The following is a 15,248-nucleotide window of genomic DNA, read 5'->3' as shown; positions in this document are numbered from 1 at the left end:
AATCAATATCATTGACGCCTTTACATTTGCTCAGGTGCCGCCGCCATGCTGCTTCACATTCCCGGCCTGTTCGATGCCGACGAACTCGCGCGTATCCGTGAGGCCCTGGAGCAGGCTGACTGGGCCGATGGCAAGGTCACGGCGGGTTATCAGTCGGCCAAGGCCAAGCACAACCTGCAGTTGCCTGAAGGCCACCCGCTGGCCAAGGAGCTCGGCAGCGCATTGATCGACCGCCTGTGGAACACGCCGCGGTTCATGTCGGCAGCGCTGCCGCACAAGGTCTTTCCACCGCTGATCAATTGCTACCGCGAAGGCGGCAACTTCGGCTTTCACATCGACAATGCCCTGCGCCAGCCCAAGGGCAGCGCGGAGCGGGTGCGTACCGACCTGTCGTCAACGCTGTTCCTCAGCGACCCGGACAGTTATGACGGCGGCGAACTGGTGATCCAGGACACCTATGGCGTGCAGCAGGTGAAGCTGGCGGCCGGCGACCTGGTGCTGTACCCCGGCACCAGCCTGCACAAGGTCAACCCGGTGACACGCGGCCAGCGCTATGCTGCGTTTTTCTGGACGCAAAGCCTGGTGCGTGAAGACAGCCAGCGGGCGCTGTTGTTCGAGATGGACAATGCCATCCAGCAACTCACCGCCGATGTGCCCGAGCACCCTTCGCTGCTGCAGTTGACGGGTACCTACCACAACCTGCTGCGCCGCTGGGCTGAGGTCTGAGACGTGTCATACCAATTGCGTCGTGAAGAAGTGGTGGATGTTGCAGGCCTCAAGGCCATGCTCGAAGACAGCCCCGGCAAGGCTGCCCAGGCGATCCTGGCGGCAGCGGGGCAGGGGGCGGTCGAGGCACAGTTGCTGCTGGGGCAGATTCTGCTCGACGGGCGTGGCATCGAAGCCGATGCCGGTGTGGCCCGGCGCTGGTTCGGCATCGCCGCCCAGGCCGGCAGTGCCATGGCGCACAACATGCTCGGGCGTTGCCTGGAGCATGGCTGGGGGGGTGAGGTAAGCCTTTCGCAGGCGGCCATCCACTATGCGCGTGCAGCCGACGCAGGGCTGGGCTGGGGCCTTTACAACCTGGGCAACCTGCTGGCCACCGGGCGAGGGGTGCCAGCCAACCAGGCCCAGGCATTGCTCTGTTACGAGAAGGCCGCGCACCTTGGGCATGCCAAGTCGATGAACCTGTACGGGCGTTACCTGGAACAAGGCATCGCCACGGCGCCCAGCCCGGCGCGGGCGGTGCGCTGGTATCGGCGCTCGGCAGAGGCGGGGGACTTTCGCGGCATGTTCAGCCTGGCGCTGGTACTGGTCGAACGTGGGCAGGTGGCTGAGGCTGGGCCTTGGCTGGAGCGTGCGCGGGTTGAGGGGAATGTGAATTTTCTGCGCAGTGCAGTGGCCACTCTGCAGGGCGCTGGACCGTTGCTGGTGGGGTATGCTGCCGGATACGCCGAGGAACTCGAACAGCGTCGGGAATGATGTCTACAGTGCCGGCCTCTTCGCGGGGCAAGCCCGCTCCCACAGGTTATCTGTTCCTGTGGCACAGCAGGGTCCGGTGGGAGCGGGCTTGTCCCGCGAAGAGGCCGGCATTGACACACACATGAAAACGGGGCCTTTCGGCCCCGTTCTTCATTACAGGTAGTAGGCCTTCAGCGGCGGGAAGCCGTTGAATTCCACCGCGCTGTAGCTGGTGGTGTAAGCACCGGTCGACAGCCAGTACAGGCGGTCGCCGATCGCCAGGTTCAGCGGCAGGCCGTACTTGTAGTGCTCGTACATGATGTCGGCGCTGTCGCAGGTCGGGCCGGCGATGACCACTTCTTCCATCTCGCCTTTCTTCTCGGTCCAGATCGGGAACTTGATGGACTCGTCCATGGTTTCGATCAGGCCGGAGAATTTGCCCACGTCGGTGTACACCCAACGCTCGACCGCAGTACGCGACTTGCGCGCTACCAGCACGACTTCGCTGACCAGGATGCCGGCGTTGGCGATCAGCGAACGGCCTGGCTCGAGGATGATTTCCGGCAGGTCGTCACCAAAGTCTTCCTTCAGGAAGCGGATGATCTCTTCGGCGTAGGTTTCCAGGCTGTTGGTACGGGTGATGTAGTTGGCCGGGAAGCCGCCACCCATGTTGATCAGTTTCAGCTCGATGCCGTCTTCTTCCTTCAGGCGCTCGAAGATCACCTTGACCTTGGCGATGGCCGCGTCCCACACGCTGATGTCGCGTTGCTGCGAACCGACGTGGAAGGAAATGCCGTAAGGCACCAGGCCCAGATCGCGGGCGAGGATCAGCAGGTCCATGGCCATGTCGGTCTGGCAGCCGAATTTACGCGACAGCGGCCAGTCTGCAGTGGTGGAGCCTTCGGTGAGGATACGCACGTAAACCTTGGAACCCGGCGCGGCCTTGGCGATGTTGCGCAGGTCGGCTTCCGAGTCGGTGGCGTACAGGCGCACGCCCTTCTCGTAGAAGTAGCGGATGTCCTTGGATTTCTTGATGGTGTTGCCGTAGCTGATGCGGTCGGCGTTGACGCCACGGTCCATCACTTTGTCCAGCTCGTAGATCGAGGCGATGTCGAAGCTCGAGCCTTTGTCTTTGAGCAGGTCGATGATCTCGACCGCCGGGTTGGCCTTGACTGCGTAGTAGACCTTGGCGAATTCGAAACCGGCGCGCAGGTCGTCGTAGGCCTTGCTGATCATCTGGGTATCGATGAGTACGAACGGGGTTTCTTGCTTGTCGGCGAACGCCTTCATTTTCTGGAAGGTGTCACGCGCGAAATAGTCTTCGACCTGGATCGACATGCTCAGGGACTCCATGGGCAAACTGAAAAGATAAGTGGCTGCAAACTGAACGTCCTCCGTATCCCCACTTTGGTTCGCCTACTCAGTACTTGAGCCGGATGGATCGTTTCCAGCATGGACGTTCGGCGCGCACTTTAGGGCGTGAAGAATGCAAGATCAACAGGCAATCCGGGCATGTTCGTCGCGGATCGACGACCTGCCATTTGAATAACCGACTCATGTGACCGGCAGATGTTCCCTGGGATGGTTGAAGCGTTAAATATTGTGGAATGGACCGTTTCGGCCCTTTTGCGGGTGAAGCCGCTCCCGTAGGGATTGCGCTAATCCTGTGGGCGCGGGCTCACCCGCGAATGGCCCTGAGGTGTTCATATTTATGGCCACATTTTCCTGGCACTGCAGTGCCTGAAATCCGTATAAATTTTTTGTTACCGACTGACGGATTTGCCGTGTTTGATGAGAAACATTACTATTCGCACCCTTCTCTGCCTCCCTGACGAACCCCGACCGTGTCCGGACCCAAAGGCTTCCTCGACCACTACCATGAGCTGATCGGCACCTGGACGCGCAAGCTGCGCAGTCGTCAGCAGGCCGAGGACCTCACTCATGATGCCTTCGTACGGGTCCTGGAAAACCCCCGCGAACAGGTCGAGCAACCCCGTGCCTACCTGCACCAGACCGCCCGCAACATTGCCGTGGACGGATTTCGCCGCGAAGACCGGCGCCAGGCAATGGGGCTGGAGGCCTTTGAGGAAAGCGCCAGCCACAGTGGTGACCCTGAAGCCTACGTACACGCGCTGGAGCTGGCCGACAGTGTCGAGCGGGCGCTGGCCGAGTTGCCGCTCAACTGCCGACGGGTGTTCATCTGGCAGAAGCTCGAAGGCCTGACCCAGGCCGAGATTGCCGAGCGCATGGGCTTGAGCAAGAACATGGTCGAAAAGTATATGATCCGCACCCTCCGACACCTGCGTGAGCACCTGGATGTGTCGGCATGATGAGTCAGGAGACCTTTTCGATGAACCAGCACGGTACCGATAGCGTCCGCGAGCAGGCGGCCGAATGGTTCGCCCGCGTGCAGGATGCGCCGCGGGATGCCGAGCTGCTGGCCCGCTTGCAAGGGTGGCTGGAGGCGGACCCACGCCATCGCGAAGAATACCAGCAGCTCGCCAGCCTCTGGCGCGCCGCCGACTTCATACCGCGCCAGCGCCTCGATGCCCTGTGCGCGCCAGAGCCCGTGCGCCAGCTGCCTCGGCGGCGTTTGCTGCGCCAGGCCTTGGCGGCCGGTGTGGCAGTGGTTGCCCTGGGGCTCGGCTGGAGTGGCTGGCAGTACCAGCGCCTCAATCATCAGGACCAGTTACAGACTGCCTTCGGTGAGCGCCGCCAGGTCGAACTGCCGGACGGCTCGCAGCTGGCGCTCAACGGCGGTACGCAGTTGCAGGTCGATTTCAGCGCGGGGCGGCGGCACATTCAACTGAACGCCGGTGAGGCGATGTTCATCGTCGCCCACGACAGCAGCCGACCGTTCGTGGTCGACACGGCCCAAGGCAGCGTGACCGTCACCGGCACCCGCTTTGATGTACGGCTGGACCCGGCCGCTACCCGCGTGGTGGTCGAGCAAGGCTCGGTACGCGTGCAGGGCAGGGATGCTTCGCTGGCGCAACTGACGGCCGGCCTGGGCGCGCATATAGATGCACAAGGCAAGGTGGCAACGCCCTACGCGGTCAATACCGCTGCTCTGACCGCCTGGCGCCAGGGCAAACTGGTGTTCGACAACGCCACCCTGGCCGAGGTGGTGGCCGAAGTTTCCCGCTACCGCACCCAGCCGCTGCGTGTTGCCCCCGGCAAGGTGGCACAGATGCGCCTCTCAAGCACCTTCAGCACCGACGACACCGATGCACTGCTGCGGGCCTTGCCGAGCATCTTGCCGGTGGCCATCAAAGCCCATGAAGACGGCTCTCGCGAAATAATCGCGAAATAGATTCAGGTTTTTTTGAGCTCGTTCGTCTTCCTCGCCAGCTGCAACTGCCAAGCATTTACATTTGCATGCGGTTGGCGTTTATCCCGCACTTCAGGATGTCTGACGACGTGAACAACAACAAATCCTTGCCACGCTTTCGCGCCCTGGCGCTGGCCCTCGCGGTCAGTGCCGTGGCCGTCAACAGCCACGCCGAACAGGCTGGCGGCGCAATCCAGATCCAGGCACAACCGCTGGCCTCGGCGCTGAGCCAATTGGGCCAGCAGACCAACCTGCAACTGTTCTACAGCCCTGAGCTTGTGGCCGGCAAACAGGCCCCGGCGGTGTCCGGCAACCTGGCGCCGGTGCAGGCGCTGCAACAGTTGCTGCAAGGCAGCGGGCTGACCTTCGAGATGGCCCAGGACACGGTGGTGGTAAAGCCGCTGCCGACCACCCTCGACCTGGGCAGCGGTAGCCTGGAGCTGGCGCCCACCGACATCAAGGTGGTCGGTGACTGGCTGGGCGATGCCGACCAGGCTGTGGTGCAGAACCATCCCGGCGCGCGCACCGTGGTGCGCCGCGAGGCCATGGTCGAGCAGGGTGCAATGAACGTTCGCGACGTGCTGCGCGGCATCCCTGGCGTGCAGGTGCAGGACTCCAACGGCACCGGTGGCAGCGACCTGTCGCTGAATGTTGGCGTGCGCGGCCTGACCTCGCGGCTGTCGCCCCGCTCGACCGTGTTGATCGATGGCATCCCGGCGGCGTTCGCCCCTTATGGCCAGCCGCAGCTGTCGATGGCGCCGATCTCTTCGGGCAACCTGGACAGCATCGACGTGGTGCGCGGCGCAGGCTCTGTGCGCTACGGCCCGCAGAACGTCGGCGGGGTGATCAACTTCGTCACCCGGGCGATCCCCGAGAAGGCCTCGGCTGAGCTTTCCACCACCCTGGAAACCTCGCAGCATGGCGGCTGGAAGCACACCGAGTCGGCCTTCGTCGGCGGCACCGCCGACAACGGCATGGGCGTGGCGCTGCTGTACACCGGGGTGAACGGCAACGGTTACCGCGAGAGCAACAACGGCAACGACATCGACGACGTGATCCTCAAGACCCACTGGGCCCCGACTGACGTTGACGAGTTCTGGCTCAACTTCCATTACTACGATGGCCGTGCCGACATGCCCGGTGGCCTGACCCAGGCCCAGTACGACAGCAACCCGTACCAGTCGCTGCGCGACTACGACTACTTCGCCGGCCGGCGCAAGGATGTGTCGTTCAAGTGGCAGCGCCAGCTCGACGACGCTACCCAGTTCGAAGTGCTGACCTACTACACCGACAGCTTCCGTGGCAGCGCCATCGCCTCGCGTGACATGAAGACCCTGTCGTCGTACCCGCGCAACTACCACACCTTCGCCATCGAACCGCGCCTGTCGCGGATCTTCTTCGCCGGCCCCACTACCCAGGAAGTCAGTGTGGGTTACCGCTACCTGAAAGAGGCCATGCGCGAGCAGTCGACCCGCCTGGCGCTGATCGACAACGTGCCGACGCCCACCCCGACCTCTGACGGCCATGTGTTCCAGGACCGTAGCGGCGGCACCGAGGCCAGCGCCTACTACATCGACGACAAGATCGACGTCGGCAACTGGACCATCACCCCAGGCATCCGCTTCGAGCACATCAACACCGACTGGCGCGACCGCCCGGTGCTGGACGCCAACAACCGCCCGGTGGCAGAGAAGAAGCGCAGCATCACCAGCAACGAACCGCTGCCGGCACTGAGCGTGATGTACCACCTCTCCGATGCCTGGAAGGTGTTCGCCAACTACGAGACCTCGTTCGGCAGCCTGCAGTACTTCCAGCTGGGCCAGGGCGGTACCGGCAACAGCACGGCCAACGGGCTGGAACCGGAAAAGGCCAAGACTTATGAAGTGGGTACGCGCTATGACAACGGCGGCTTCGCCGGTGAACTGACAGCGTTCTACATCGACTTCGATGACGAGCTGCAGTACATCAGCAACGATGTCGGCTGGACCAACCTGGGCGCCACCAAGCACCAGGGTATCGAAGCGTCGGTGCGTTATGACCTGGCCGGCCTGGACCCGCGGCTCGAAGGCTTGTCGGTGAATGGCGGCTACACCTATACCCGCGCCACATACGAGGGGGAGATTCCCGGCTTCAAGGGACGTGACCTGCCGTTCTACTCACGCCAGGTGGCCACTGCCGGCGTGCGCTATGCGATCAACCGCTGGACCTGGAACCTGGACGCCTATGCCCAATCCAAGCAGCGTGCACCGGGCACCGGGATCAATAGTGATGGCAGCTTCAATGGTGACTACATCACCGAGCCGAGTGCCGATGGGCAGTATGGGGATATTCCGGGTTACGTGACCTGGCATGCCCGTGGGGGGTATGACTTCGGGGCGCAGATGGCCAACCTGAAGGTGGCGGCGGGGGTGAAGAACCTGTTCGACAAGCAGTACTTCACCCGCTCCAGCGACAACAATGCTGGCCTCTATGTGGGTGAGCCTCGGACCTTTTATGTGCAGGCCAGTGTAGGGTTCTGATACAGCGTCGTCCCATTCGCGGGGCAAGCCCGCTCCCCACAGATGTGTGTAGGAGCGGCCTTGCCGGGGCGCCGGACCGGTCGGAAAGGGGCGCAAAGCGCCCCCAAAAAATCAGGAAACCACCGCCTCAGCCGGCGACACGATGCTGGTCTTCGCCCCGCGTGATCGCCCCGAGCTCAAGTAAGCCGCAATCGACTCCTGCGTCACCTCGCCCAAAAACACCTGCTCGGCATCCAGTACCGGCAACCACGCCCGGTTGAACTCGTACATCCGCGACAGCAGGATGCGCAGGTTCTCATCGTGCGATGCGGTGGCATTGAACTGGCGCAGGAAGTCGCCACAGGCCCCTTGCTGGCGGTGCATGTCGCGCCGGCGCACATAGCCCAGCGCCTTGTTCTGCGCATCGGTCACCACCACGTAGCGGCGGTCGTGCTCGTCCAGCAGCTCCAGCGCATCGCTCACCGGCGTGTCCGGGCTGACTGACGGGGCGTTGTCCGCCGCGTCTTCGGCACGCACCAGCAACAGGCGTTTCAAGGTACTGTCCTGGCCGACGAAGTTGCTGACGAAGTCATCCACCGGGTGCGCCAGCAGGGTGTCCGGGTGGTCCAGCTGCAACAGCTTGCCGGCACGGAAGATGGCGATCTTGTCGCCCAGCTTGAGCGCTTCGTCGATGTCGTGGCTGACCATGATCACGGTCTTGTTCAACGCCCGCTGCATCTCGAAGAACTCGTTCTGGATCATCTCGCGGTTGATCGGGTCGACTGCGCCGAACGGCTCGTCCATCAACAGCACCGGCGCGTCGGCAGCCAGCGCACGGATCACGCCGATACGCTGCTGCTGGCCACCGGAAAGCTCACGCGGGTAGCGCTGCAGGTACTGCTTTGGCTCGAGCTTGATCATGTGCATCAGCTCGCGGGCGCGGTCGTGGCACTTCTGCTTGTCCCAGCCGAGCAGGCGCGGGACCACGGTGATGTTCTCCTCGATGGTCATGTTGGGGAACAGGCCGATCTGCTGGATCACGTAGCCGATGTGGCGGCGCAGGGTGACTTCGTCCAGCCCGCTGGTGTCTTCGCCATTGATGAACACCTGGCCGGAGGTGGGCGTGATCAGGCGGTTGATCATCTTCAGCGTGGTGCTCTTGCCGCAGCCCGAGGGGCCGAGGAATACGCAGATTTCGCCTTCGTTGACGGTCAGGCTGACCGCGTCGACGGCTTTGACATCCTTGCCGTTGACGTTGAAGGTTTTGCTGAGGTTCTTGAGTTCGATCATGAGCGCAGTCCTTCTGGAGTCAGGGCACGTTGCAGGGTTTGCAGGAGCAGGTCGGCGATGATCGCCAGCAGGCTGACCAGCACGGCGCCGACCAGCAACATCGACATGTCGCTGCGGCTGATGGAGGTCAGGATGAGCACGCCCAGGCCACCGGCACCGATGGTCGCGGCGATGGTCATCACGCCGATGTTCATCACCACGGCGGTGCGCACGCCGGCGAGGATCACCGGCACCGCAATCGGCAGTTCGACCATGCGCAGGCGTTGGCCGAAGGTCATGCCGATACCCCGCGCGGCTTCACGGATACCGGGCTCGACGTTGGTCAGGGCGAGGTAGGTGTTGCGCAGGATCGGCAGCAGTGAATAGAGGAATACCGCAGTGATCGCCGGCAGCGGGCCGAGGCCTTGGCCGAACTTGGAATAGAACGGCAGCAGCAGGCCGAACAGGGCGATCGAGGGAATGGTCAGCAGCACCGTGGCGCTGGCCTGCAGCGGGCCTGCGACGGCCGGGAAGCGGGTCATCAGGATGCCCAGTGGCACGCCGACGAGGATGGCCAGGCTGACGGCGATGCCGACCAGCATGATGTGTTGCCAGGTCAGTTGCAGGACCTGGGCCCAGTCGAGGTGGGCGAAGGTGTCGAGCAGGCTCATGGCTGTACCTCCTTCAAAGGATGCTCACGCAGGAAGGCTGCGGCCACGGCGGTGGGGTTCTGGTGTTCGACGTCGACTTGGGCGTTGAGCTGGCGCATGGTTTCGTCGTCGAGCTGCTCGGCCAGCGGCTTGAGCAGGGTGGCCAGGTTGGGGTTGGCGTCGAGCACGGCTTTGCGCACCACCGGGGCGGCGGTGTAGTCGGGGAAGTAGTGCTTGTCGTCGTCCAGCAGCTTGAGGTCGAAGGCGTTCAGGCGCCCGTCCGTGGTGTAGACCAGGCCGGCGAACACCTGGTTGTTGCGCATGGCCGTGTACACCAGGCCGCCATCCATCTGGCGGATGTTGCGGCGGTCCAGCGGCAAGCCGTACAGCTCGCGCAGGCCTACCAGGCCATCAGGGCGGTTGGCGAACTCGGTGTCCAGGGCCACCAGGTGGGTGCGGTCGTGTTCATCACGCAGCACCTGGTTGAGGTCGCTGATCGAGTTCACCTGCGGGTAGGCTTCGGCCACTTGCTTGGGCAGGCCCAGGGCATAGGTGTTGCTGAAGTTCGAGGGGGTCAGCCAGATCAGGCCCTTTTTCGCGTCCAGTGCCTTGACCTTGGCGTAGGTGGCCTCGGCGTTGGGCATGCGTTCGTCGATGTGGTTGTATGACACCAGCGATACACCGGTGTACTCCCACATCAGGTCGAGCTGGCCGGTCTCTTGTGCCTGGCGGGCGATGTTGCTGCCAAGGCCGGTGGTCACGCGCACATCGAAGCCGTTTGCGCGCAGGTATTGGGCGGTGATTTCGGCAAGCACGGTCTGTTCGGTGAACACCCGCGCACCGATGCGGATCAGCGGTTTGTCCGCTGCCTGGGCAAACCCTGCGAACAGCAGGGCCGCGCCCAGCAGCAAGGCGATTCTCTTCTTCATACGTTCCCTCTTCTTATTGGGCCAGGCCACGTTCCAGCCAGCGCCTGCTGGAGAAGCTCACCAGCGCGTCGAGCAGCAGTGCCAGCAGCGCCGTACAAGCGGCGCCCAGCAGCAGCTGCGGCTGGTTGTTCAGGGCGATGCCAGGGAAGATCAGGCTGCCCAGGCTGTTGGCGCCGATCAGGAACGCCAGGGGCGCGGTGCCCACGTTCAGGGCCAGGGCCACACGCACACCGCCGACGATGATCGGCACGGCATTGGGCAATTCCACCTGCCACAGTTGCTGGCGCGGGGTCATGCCGATGCCGGTGGCGGCTTCCTTGAGCGAGGCGGGGACGTTTTTCAGGCCCTCGTAGGTGTTGCGCACGATGGGCAGGAGGGAGGCGAGGAACAGCGCGAAGATCGCGGGCCCGGCGCCGATGCCCAGGATACTGAGCGCGATGGCCAGAACGGCCAGAGGGGGAATGGTGTTGCCAACGTTGAAGAACTGCATGAAGCGTTCGGCTTTGTCGACCCGGTGCGGTCGACTTAACGCAATGCCGGCGGGGATGCCCACGGCCAACGCCGCCGCCATCGAAGCCAGCACCAGTACCAGGTGCGCTTGCAGGTAGAACCCAAGATCGTCGCGGTAACGCGCGATCGTGTCGATGCCGATCCAGTGGATCAGCAGGGCCAGGATGACGAGCACGGTGGCGCATCCCAACAGCCCTTTTCCGTAGCGTGTAGCCACAGGCGGACTCCTTGTGTTGTCGGCGAGCACACTTCTTTTTTTGCCGGCCATCACTGGCGGCGGTGGGTGTGTTCGCGAGTAGCAGCGTGATGCGTGCGCAAGGCAGCGATCAGGCCATGAGCCGAACCCCGTCGGGCCCGAAAAAGCTGATGAAACCAGTCCCCAAGCGAAGCGGGTTGCAGGGGAGTGGACGTCTCCGAGGGCGTAAAGGTTCCCATCTGAGGCGGCATTTGGCCAGTGTTAATCACTGGGTCAGTGAACTTTCGTACGAAAAAACAGCGCAATTCCTACCTTAAGGCGTTGGTTTACCTGCTTTCGATCCATTTGTCCTGATGGACAAAATTCCTCTCTCGATTTCCTTGATATCAATTTGAAGGAATATTCTTTGGGGGGTATATTTTGTCTTGGTCGATACATTTCTGTACCGAATTCGTCGTGGAGTTCGAAGGGTTCGACAAGCAGGTCCAGAAAGAGCTCGTGGCCCATCTGAGGCTATTGGAGTTTCAAGGGCCAACCCTGGGTAGGCCGAGGGTGGACACACTGAAGGGGTCTCGTCACAACAACATGAAAGAGCTGAGATTTTCTGCGTGTGATGGAGTCTGGCGTGTTGCATTTGCTTTTGACCCAGCGCGTAAAGCCGTAGCTCTGGTAGCTGGAAATAAGACGGGACTCAGCGAAGCACTGTTTTACCGGAGACTGATCAAGCGGGCCGATGATCGTTTCGACAAGTATTTACGAGAAGGAGATAGCAATGTCCAAGACACTTGATGAGGTCATTGAGAGTTTGCCACTGGAACTGCAGGTGGCAGCCGAAGCGCGAGGGCGTGAGCTGATACGCGAAGAGATGACATTGCAGGCGTTGCGCAAGCAGCTTGAGCTGACCCAGGAAAGCATGGCCGAAAGGCTGGATATCAGGCAGGGCAACATCTCCAAGGTCGAAAATCGCTCCGATATGCTGATTTCTACACTGCGCAGCTATGTTGAAGCGATGGGGGGGACGCTTGAGCTGGTGGCGCGCATGCCGGGTCGCCCTCCTGTCACCTTGGATGGGTTCACCGATAGCGCCACTAGCAGCAAGTAACTCAGCATCCGCTCGACGGGGGGCGGGGATCAAATTTTGGTCCCCGGCCAAACTCAGGTATGATATTGCCCCTTTTCGAATCCCCCAGTCAGGCGATTTCCCATGACCAACCAGGCCGCCGAAGTCGCGAAGCGCCGCACTTTCGCAATTATTTCCCACCCCGACGCCGGTAAGACCACCATCACCGAGAAGCTCCTGCTGATGGGCAAGGCCATTGCCGTCGCCGGTACCGTGAAGTCGCGCAAGTCCGACCGCCACGCCACCTCCGACTGGATGGAAATGGAGAAGCAGCGCGGCATCTCCATCACCACCTCGGTGATGCAGTTCCCGTACCGCGAGCACATGATCAACCTGCTCGACACCCCCGGCCACGAAGACTTCTCGGAAGACACCTACCGCACCCTGACCGCGGTGGACTCGGCGCTGATGGTGCTCGACGGCGGTAAAGGTGTAGAGCCGCGGACCATCGCCCTGATGGACGTCTGCCGCCTGCGTGACACGCCCATCGTCAGCTTCATCAACAAACTCGACCGTGATATCCGCGACCCGATCGAACTGCTCGACGAAATCGAGGCGGTGCTGAAGATCAAGGCCGCGCCAATCACCTGGCCGATCGGTTGCTACCGCGACTTCAAGGGTGTGTACCACCTGGCCGGCGACTACATCATCGTCTACACCCCGGGCCACGGCCATGAGCGTACCGAGGTAAAAATCATCGAGAAGCTTGATTCCGATGAAGCGCGCGCGCACCTGGGTGACGAATATGATCGCTTCCTCGAACAGCTTGAGCTGGTGCAGGGCGCCTGCCATGAATTCGATCAGGACGAGTTCATCAACGGCCAACTGACCCCAGTGTTCTTCGGTACCGCACTGGGCAACTTCGGTGTCGACCATGTGCTCGACGCCGTTGTCGACTGGGCGCCGCGCCCGCTGGCCCGTGTGGCGCACGAGCGTACCGTGGAGCCGGTAGAAGAGAAGTTCACAGGCTTCGTGTTCAAGATCCAGGCGAACATGGACCCGAAACATCGTGACCGTATCGCCTTCATGCGCATCTGCTCGGGCAAGTACGAGAAGGGCATGAAGATGCGCCACGTGCGTACCGGCAAGGACCTGCGCATCGGTGACGCACTGACCTTCTTCTCGTCCGAGCGCGAGCAGCTGGAAGAAGCCTTTGCCGGCGATATCATCGGCCTGCACAACCACGGCACCATCCAGATCGGCGACACCTTCACCGAAGGCGAAGCACTGGGCTTCACCGGTATCCCGCACTTTGCTCCGGAGCTGTTCCGCCGTGTGCGCCTGAAGGACCCGCTCAAGTCCAAGCAGCTGCGCCAGGGCCTGCAGCAGCTGGCCGAAGAGGGGGCGACCCAGGTGTTCTTCCCCGAGCGCAGCAACGACATCATCCTCGGTGCGGTCGGTGTGCTGCAGTTCGACGTAGTCGCCAGCCGCTTGAAGGAAGAGTACAAAGTCGAGTGCGCCTACGAGCCGATCACCGTGTGGTCGGCGCGCTGGATCAGCTGTGATGACAAGAAGAAGCTTGAGGAATTCCAGACCAAGGCCATGGAGAACCTGGCCATCGACGGTGGCGGCCACCTGACCTACCTGGCGCCGACCCGGGTCAACCTGGCGTTGATGGAAGAGCGCTGGCCGGATGTGAAATTCCGCGCTACTCGCGAGCACCACTAAAAGCAGCTTCGAGCCTCAAGCTGGAAGCTACAAGTGGAAGCGAGCCTGTATTGGCCCGCCTTTCTTGTAGCTTGCGGCTTGAAGCTTGAAGCTTGAAGCTTGAAGCTTGAAGCTTGCAGCTGTTGTCAGTTTCCGGCTTTGATACTGGTCCAGATCCGGGTGCGAATGCGGTCGAGCTTGGCCGGCATCGCCTCCAGCGCATACAGCTTGCCCATCACTTCGTCACTGGGGTAAATCATTGTATTGCCCTTCATCGCCGGGTCCACCAGGCCGTCAGCCTTGAGGTTGCCGTTGGCGTACTGCACGTGGTTACTGATGTTGGCCATCACCTCCGGTTGCAGCAGATAATTCATGTAGGCATAACCCGCCTTCTCATCCGGGGCATCGGCCGGCATGGCAACCATGTCGAACCACATCGGCGCGCCTTCCTTGGGGATCGAATAGCCCACCTTCACCCCATTCTTCGCTTCATCAGCGCGGTTTTTCGCCTGCAGCACATCACCGGAGAAGCCCACCACCACGCAGATATCGCCATTGGCCAGGTCACCGGTGTACTTGGATGAATGGAAGTAGCTGATGTACGGCCGCACCTTCATCAGCAAGTCCTTGGCCTTCTCGTAGTCCTTCGGGTCCTGGCTGTGATGCGGCAAGCCCAGGTAGTGCAAGGCAATCGGCAGCAGCTCGGGTCCGTTGTCCAGCACTGCGACGCCACAGCTTTTCAGCTTGCTCATGTACTCGGGCTTGAAGATCAGGTCCCATGAGTCCAGCGGCGCGTTGTCGCCGAGGACGGCCTTGACCTTGTCGATGTTGTAGCCAATGCCCGTGCTGCCCCAGAGGTATGGGAAGCCGTACTGGTTGCCCGGGTCGTTGACCTCCAGTGCCTTGAGCAGCACCGGGTTGAGATTTTGCCAGTTGGGCAACTGCGACTTGTCCAGCTTCTTCAGGGCCTTGCCCTGGATCTGCCGGGCCATGAAGTGGTTGGACGGAAACACCACGTCGTAGCCGGAATTACCGGTCATCAGCTTGCCATCGAGGGTTTCGTTGCTGTCGTACACGTCGTAGGTGGGATTGATGCCGGTGGTTTGCTGAAAGTGCTTCAGGGTGTCGGGCGCGACGTAGCTGGACCAGTTGTAGATCTTCACCGTGTCGGCGGCGTTGGCCATGCTGACGGCCAGCATCAGAGGTGCAAGAAGAAGGGTGCGCATGTCGGGTTTACCTTGCTTTGTCTGTTGTTATCGAAGGCAGGCGATCAGCGGATCAGAAAATAAGCACGTAAGTCTTGCGCACGGTCTCCAGGATGTCCCAGGTGCCGGTGCTGTTGGCCGGTAGCGTCAGTGCGTCTCCGGCTTCTATGTAGAGGGGCTCGCCACCGTCGGGGGTGAAGGTGCAGCGGCCCTTGATGATGTGGCAGAACTCTTGTTGCACGATCTGCCGTCGCCAGCGCCCGGGGCTGCACTCCCAGATGCCGGTTTCGACGCCATCGCTGCGCTCCACGCAGGTGACCGAGGTCACCGCCACGGGCTCGCCGAGCGGCACTGCGACCGGGTTGGAGCTTTCAAGAACGGCGCTTTCGGTGTGTTTGAAGTGGGTGATGCTCATGACCGGTGGATCCTGTGTAG

At 61.9% G+C, this 15,248-nt stretch carries 15 protein-coding genes; 8 read left to right on the top strand and 7 right to left on the bottom strand.

The window, feature by feature from the left end; all coding sequences use genetic code 11:
* The first annotated feature begins 45 nt into the window (after nt 1-45).
* Entirely contained in the window at nt 46-726 is a 681-nt protein-coding gene (locus DJ563_RS16545; RefSeq protein WP_095064040.1) for a Fe2+-dependent dioxygenase, read from the top strand.
* Between the two features lie 3 nt (nt 727-729).
* The gene (locus DJ563_RS16540) at nt 730-1,479 is read left to right on the top strand and encodes a tetratricopeptide repeat protein (protein WP_274100473.1); all 750 of its coding nucleotides are present in this window, start codon (nt 730-732) and stop codon (nt 1,477-1,479) included.
* Between the two features lie 153 nt (nt 1,480-1,632).
* On the opposite strand, the gene DJ563_RS16535 is transcribed toward DJ563_RS16540, so the two are convergent.
* Nucleotides 1,633-2,796, bottom strand: a complete 1,164-nt coding sequence (locus DJ563_RS16535) for a type III PLP-dependent enzyme (RefSeq protein WP_434518043.1) — start codon at nt 2,794-2,796, stop codon at nt 1,633-1,635.
* A 506-nt stretch (nt 2,797-3,302) separates the two neighbouring features.
* On the opposite strand from DJ563_RS16535, the gene DJ563_RS16530 reads away from it, so the two are divergent.
* From DJ563_RS16530 to DJ563_RS16520, 3 genes are all read left to right on the top strand, one after another.
* Nucleotides 3,303-3,788: a sigma-70 family RNA polymerase sigma factor gene (locus DJ563_RS16530; protein ID WP_274099787.1), complete on the top strand. Its 486-nt coding sequence runs from the start codon at nt 3,303-3,305 to the stop codon at nt 3,786-3,788.
* Between the two features lie 20 nt (nt 3,789-3,808).
* Complete coding sequence (locus DJ563_RS16525) at nt 3,809-4,771, top strand: FecR family protein (protein ID WP_434518042.1); 963 nt, start codon at nt 3,809-3,811, stop codon at nt 4,769-4,771.
* A gap of 107 nt (nt 4,772-4,878) precedes the next feature.
* Nucleotides 4,879-7,308, top strand: coding sequence for a TonB-dependent siderophore receptor (locus DJ563_RS16520; protein WP_274099789.1), 2,430 nt, complete (start codon nt 4,879-4,881; stop codon nt 7,306-7,308).
* Between the two features lie 111 nt (nt 7,309-7,419).
* Here DJ563_RS16520 and DJ563_RS16515 read toward each other — a convergent pair whose 3' ends face one another.
* From DJ563_RS16515 to DJ563_RS16500, 4 genes are read right to left on the bottom strand one after another with little or no spacing between them, the layout of a single operon-like run.
* A complete protein-coding gene (locus DJ563_RS16515; protein WP_033701154.1) occupies nt 7,420-8,577 on the bottom strand; it encodes an osmoprotectant ABC transporter ATP-binding protein OsmV in 1,158 nt (385 codons plus the stop codon).
* A complete protein-coding gene (locus DJ563_RS16510) occupies nt 8,574-9,227 on the bottom strand; it encodes an ABC transporter permease (protein ID WP_008090677.1) in 654 nt (217 codons plus the stop codon). Before DJ563_RS16510 ends, DJ563_RS16515 begins: the two co-directional genes overlap by 4 nt.
* Nucleotides 9,224-10,135, bottom strand: coding sequence for a glycine betaine ABC transporter substrate-binding protein (locus DJ563_RS16505; protein ID WP_095064044.1), 912 nt, complete (start codon nt 10,133-10,135; stop codon nt 9,224-9,226). The genes DJ563_RS16510 and DJ563_RS16505 overlap by 4 nt, the downstream gene beginning before the upstream one ends.
* Nucleotides 10,136-10,148: 13 nt before the next feature.
* Entirely contained in the window at nt 10,149-10,862 is a 714-nt protein-coding gene (locus tag DJ563_RS16500) for an ABC transporter permease (RefSeq protein WP_033701148.1), read from the bottom strand.
* A 435-nt stretch (nt 10,863-11,297) separates the two neighbouring features.
* On the opposite strand from DJ563_RS16500, the gene DJ563_RS16495 reads away from it, so the two are divergent.
* From DJ563_RS16495 to DJ563_RS16485, 3 genes are all read left to right on the top strand, one after another.
* Nucleotides 11,298-11,630, top strand: coding sequence for a type II toxin-antitoxin system RelE/ParE family toxin (locus DJ563_RS16495; RefSeq protein ID WP_258714449.1), 333 nt, complete (start codon nt 11,298-11,300; stop codon nt 11,628-11,630).
* Nucleotides 11,614-11,943: a helix-turn-helix domain-containing protein gene (locus DJ563_RS16490; RefSeq protein ID WP_033701147.1), complete on the top strand. Its 330-nt coding sequence runs from the start codon at nt 11,614-11,616 to the stop codon at nt 11,941-11,943. The genes DJ563_RS16495 and DJ563_RS16490 overlap by 17 nt, the downstream gene beginning before the upstream one ends.
* Nucleotides 11,944-12,045: 102 nt before the next feature.
* Nucleotides 12,046-13,629 carry a peptide chain release factor 3 gene (locus DJ563_RS16485; protein WP_033701146.1) on the top strand — a complete coding sequence of 528 codons (1,584 nt, stop codon included), beginning with the start codon at nt 12,046-12,048 and terminating at the stop codon, nt 13,627-13,629.
* Nucleotides 13,630-13,754: 125 nt separating this feature from the next.
* On the opposite strand, the gene DJ563_RS16480 is transcribed toward DJ563_RS16485, so the two are convergent.
* Nucleotides 13,755-14,834, bottom strand: a complete 1,080-nt coding sequence (locus DJ563_RS16480; RefSeq protein ID WP_274099790.1) for a polyamine ABC transporter substrate-binding protein — start codon at nt 14,832-14,834, stop codon at nt 13,755-13,757.
* Between the two features lie 52 nt (nt 14,835-14,886).
* Nucleotides 14,887-15,228, bottom strand: coding sequence for a cupin domain-containing protein (locus DJ563_RS16475; RefSeq protein WP_434518041.1), 342 nt, complete (start codon nt 15,226-15,228; stop codon nt 14,887-14,889).
* Between the last annotated feature and the right edge of the window lie 20 nt (nt 15,229-15,248).

The sequence above is a fragment of the Pseudomonas sp. NFX1 genome (genome assembly GCF_051123555.1).
GTDB lineage: Bacteria > Pseudomonadota > Gammaproteobacteria > Pseudomonadales > Pseudomonadaceae > Aquipseudomonas > Aquipseudomonas capeferrum.
This window is presented reverse-complemented; position numbering and strand designations above follow the sequence as displayed.

Excerpts from the sequence above, each read along its gene's own strand:
- DJ563_RS16545 (WP_095064040.1), top strand. The coding sequence starts at position 46 with ATGCTGCTTCACATTCCCGGCCTGTTCGATGCCGACGAACTCGCGCGT.
- DJ563_RS16535 (WP_434518043.1), bottom strand. The coding sequence starts at position 2,796 with ATGTCGATCCAGGTCGAAGACTATTTCGCGCGTGACACCTTCCAGAAA.
- DJ563_RS16525 (WP_434518042.1), top strand. The coding sequence starts at position 3,809 with ATGAACCAGCACGGTACCGATAGCGTCCGCGAGCAGGCGGCCGAATGG.
- DJ563_RS16515 (WP_033701154.1), bottom strand. The coding sequence starts at position 8,577 with ATGATCGAACTCAAGAACCTCAGCAAAACCTTCAACGTCAACGGCAAG.
- DJ563_RS16510 (WP_008090677.1), bottom strand. The coding sequence starts at position 9,227 with ATGAGCCTGCTCGACACCTTCGCCCACCTCGACTGGGCCCAGGTCCTG.
- DJ563_RS16505 (WP_095064044.1), bottom strand. The coding sequence starts at position 10,135 with ATGAAGAAGAGAATCGCCTTGCTGCTGGGCGCGGCCCTGCTGTTCGCA.
- DJ563_RS16490 (WP_033701147.1), top strand. The coding sequence starts at position 11,614 with ATGTCCAAGACACTTGATGAGGTCATTGAGAGTTTGCCACTGGAACTG.
- DJ563_RS16485 (WP_033701146.1), top strand. The coding sequence starts at position 12,046 with ATGACCAACCAGGCCGCCGAAGTCGCGAAGCGCCGCACTTTCGCAATT.
- DJ563_RS16480 (WP_274099790.1), bottom strand. The coding sequence starts at position 14,834 with ATGCGCACCCTTCTTCTTGCACCTCTGATGCTGGCCGTCAGCATGGCC.
- DJ563_RS16475 (WP_434518041.1), bottom strand. The coding sequence starts at position 15,228 with ATGAGCATCACCCACTTCAAACACACCGAAAGCGCCGTTCTTGAAAGC.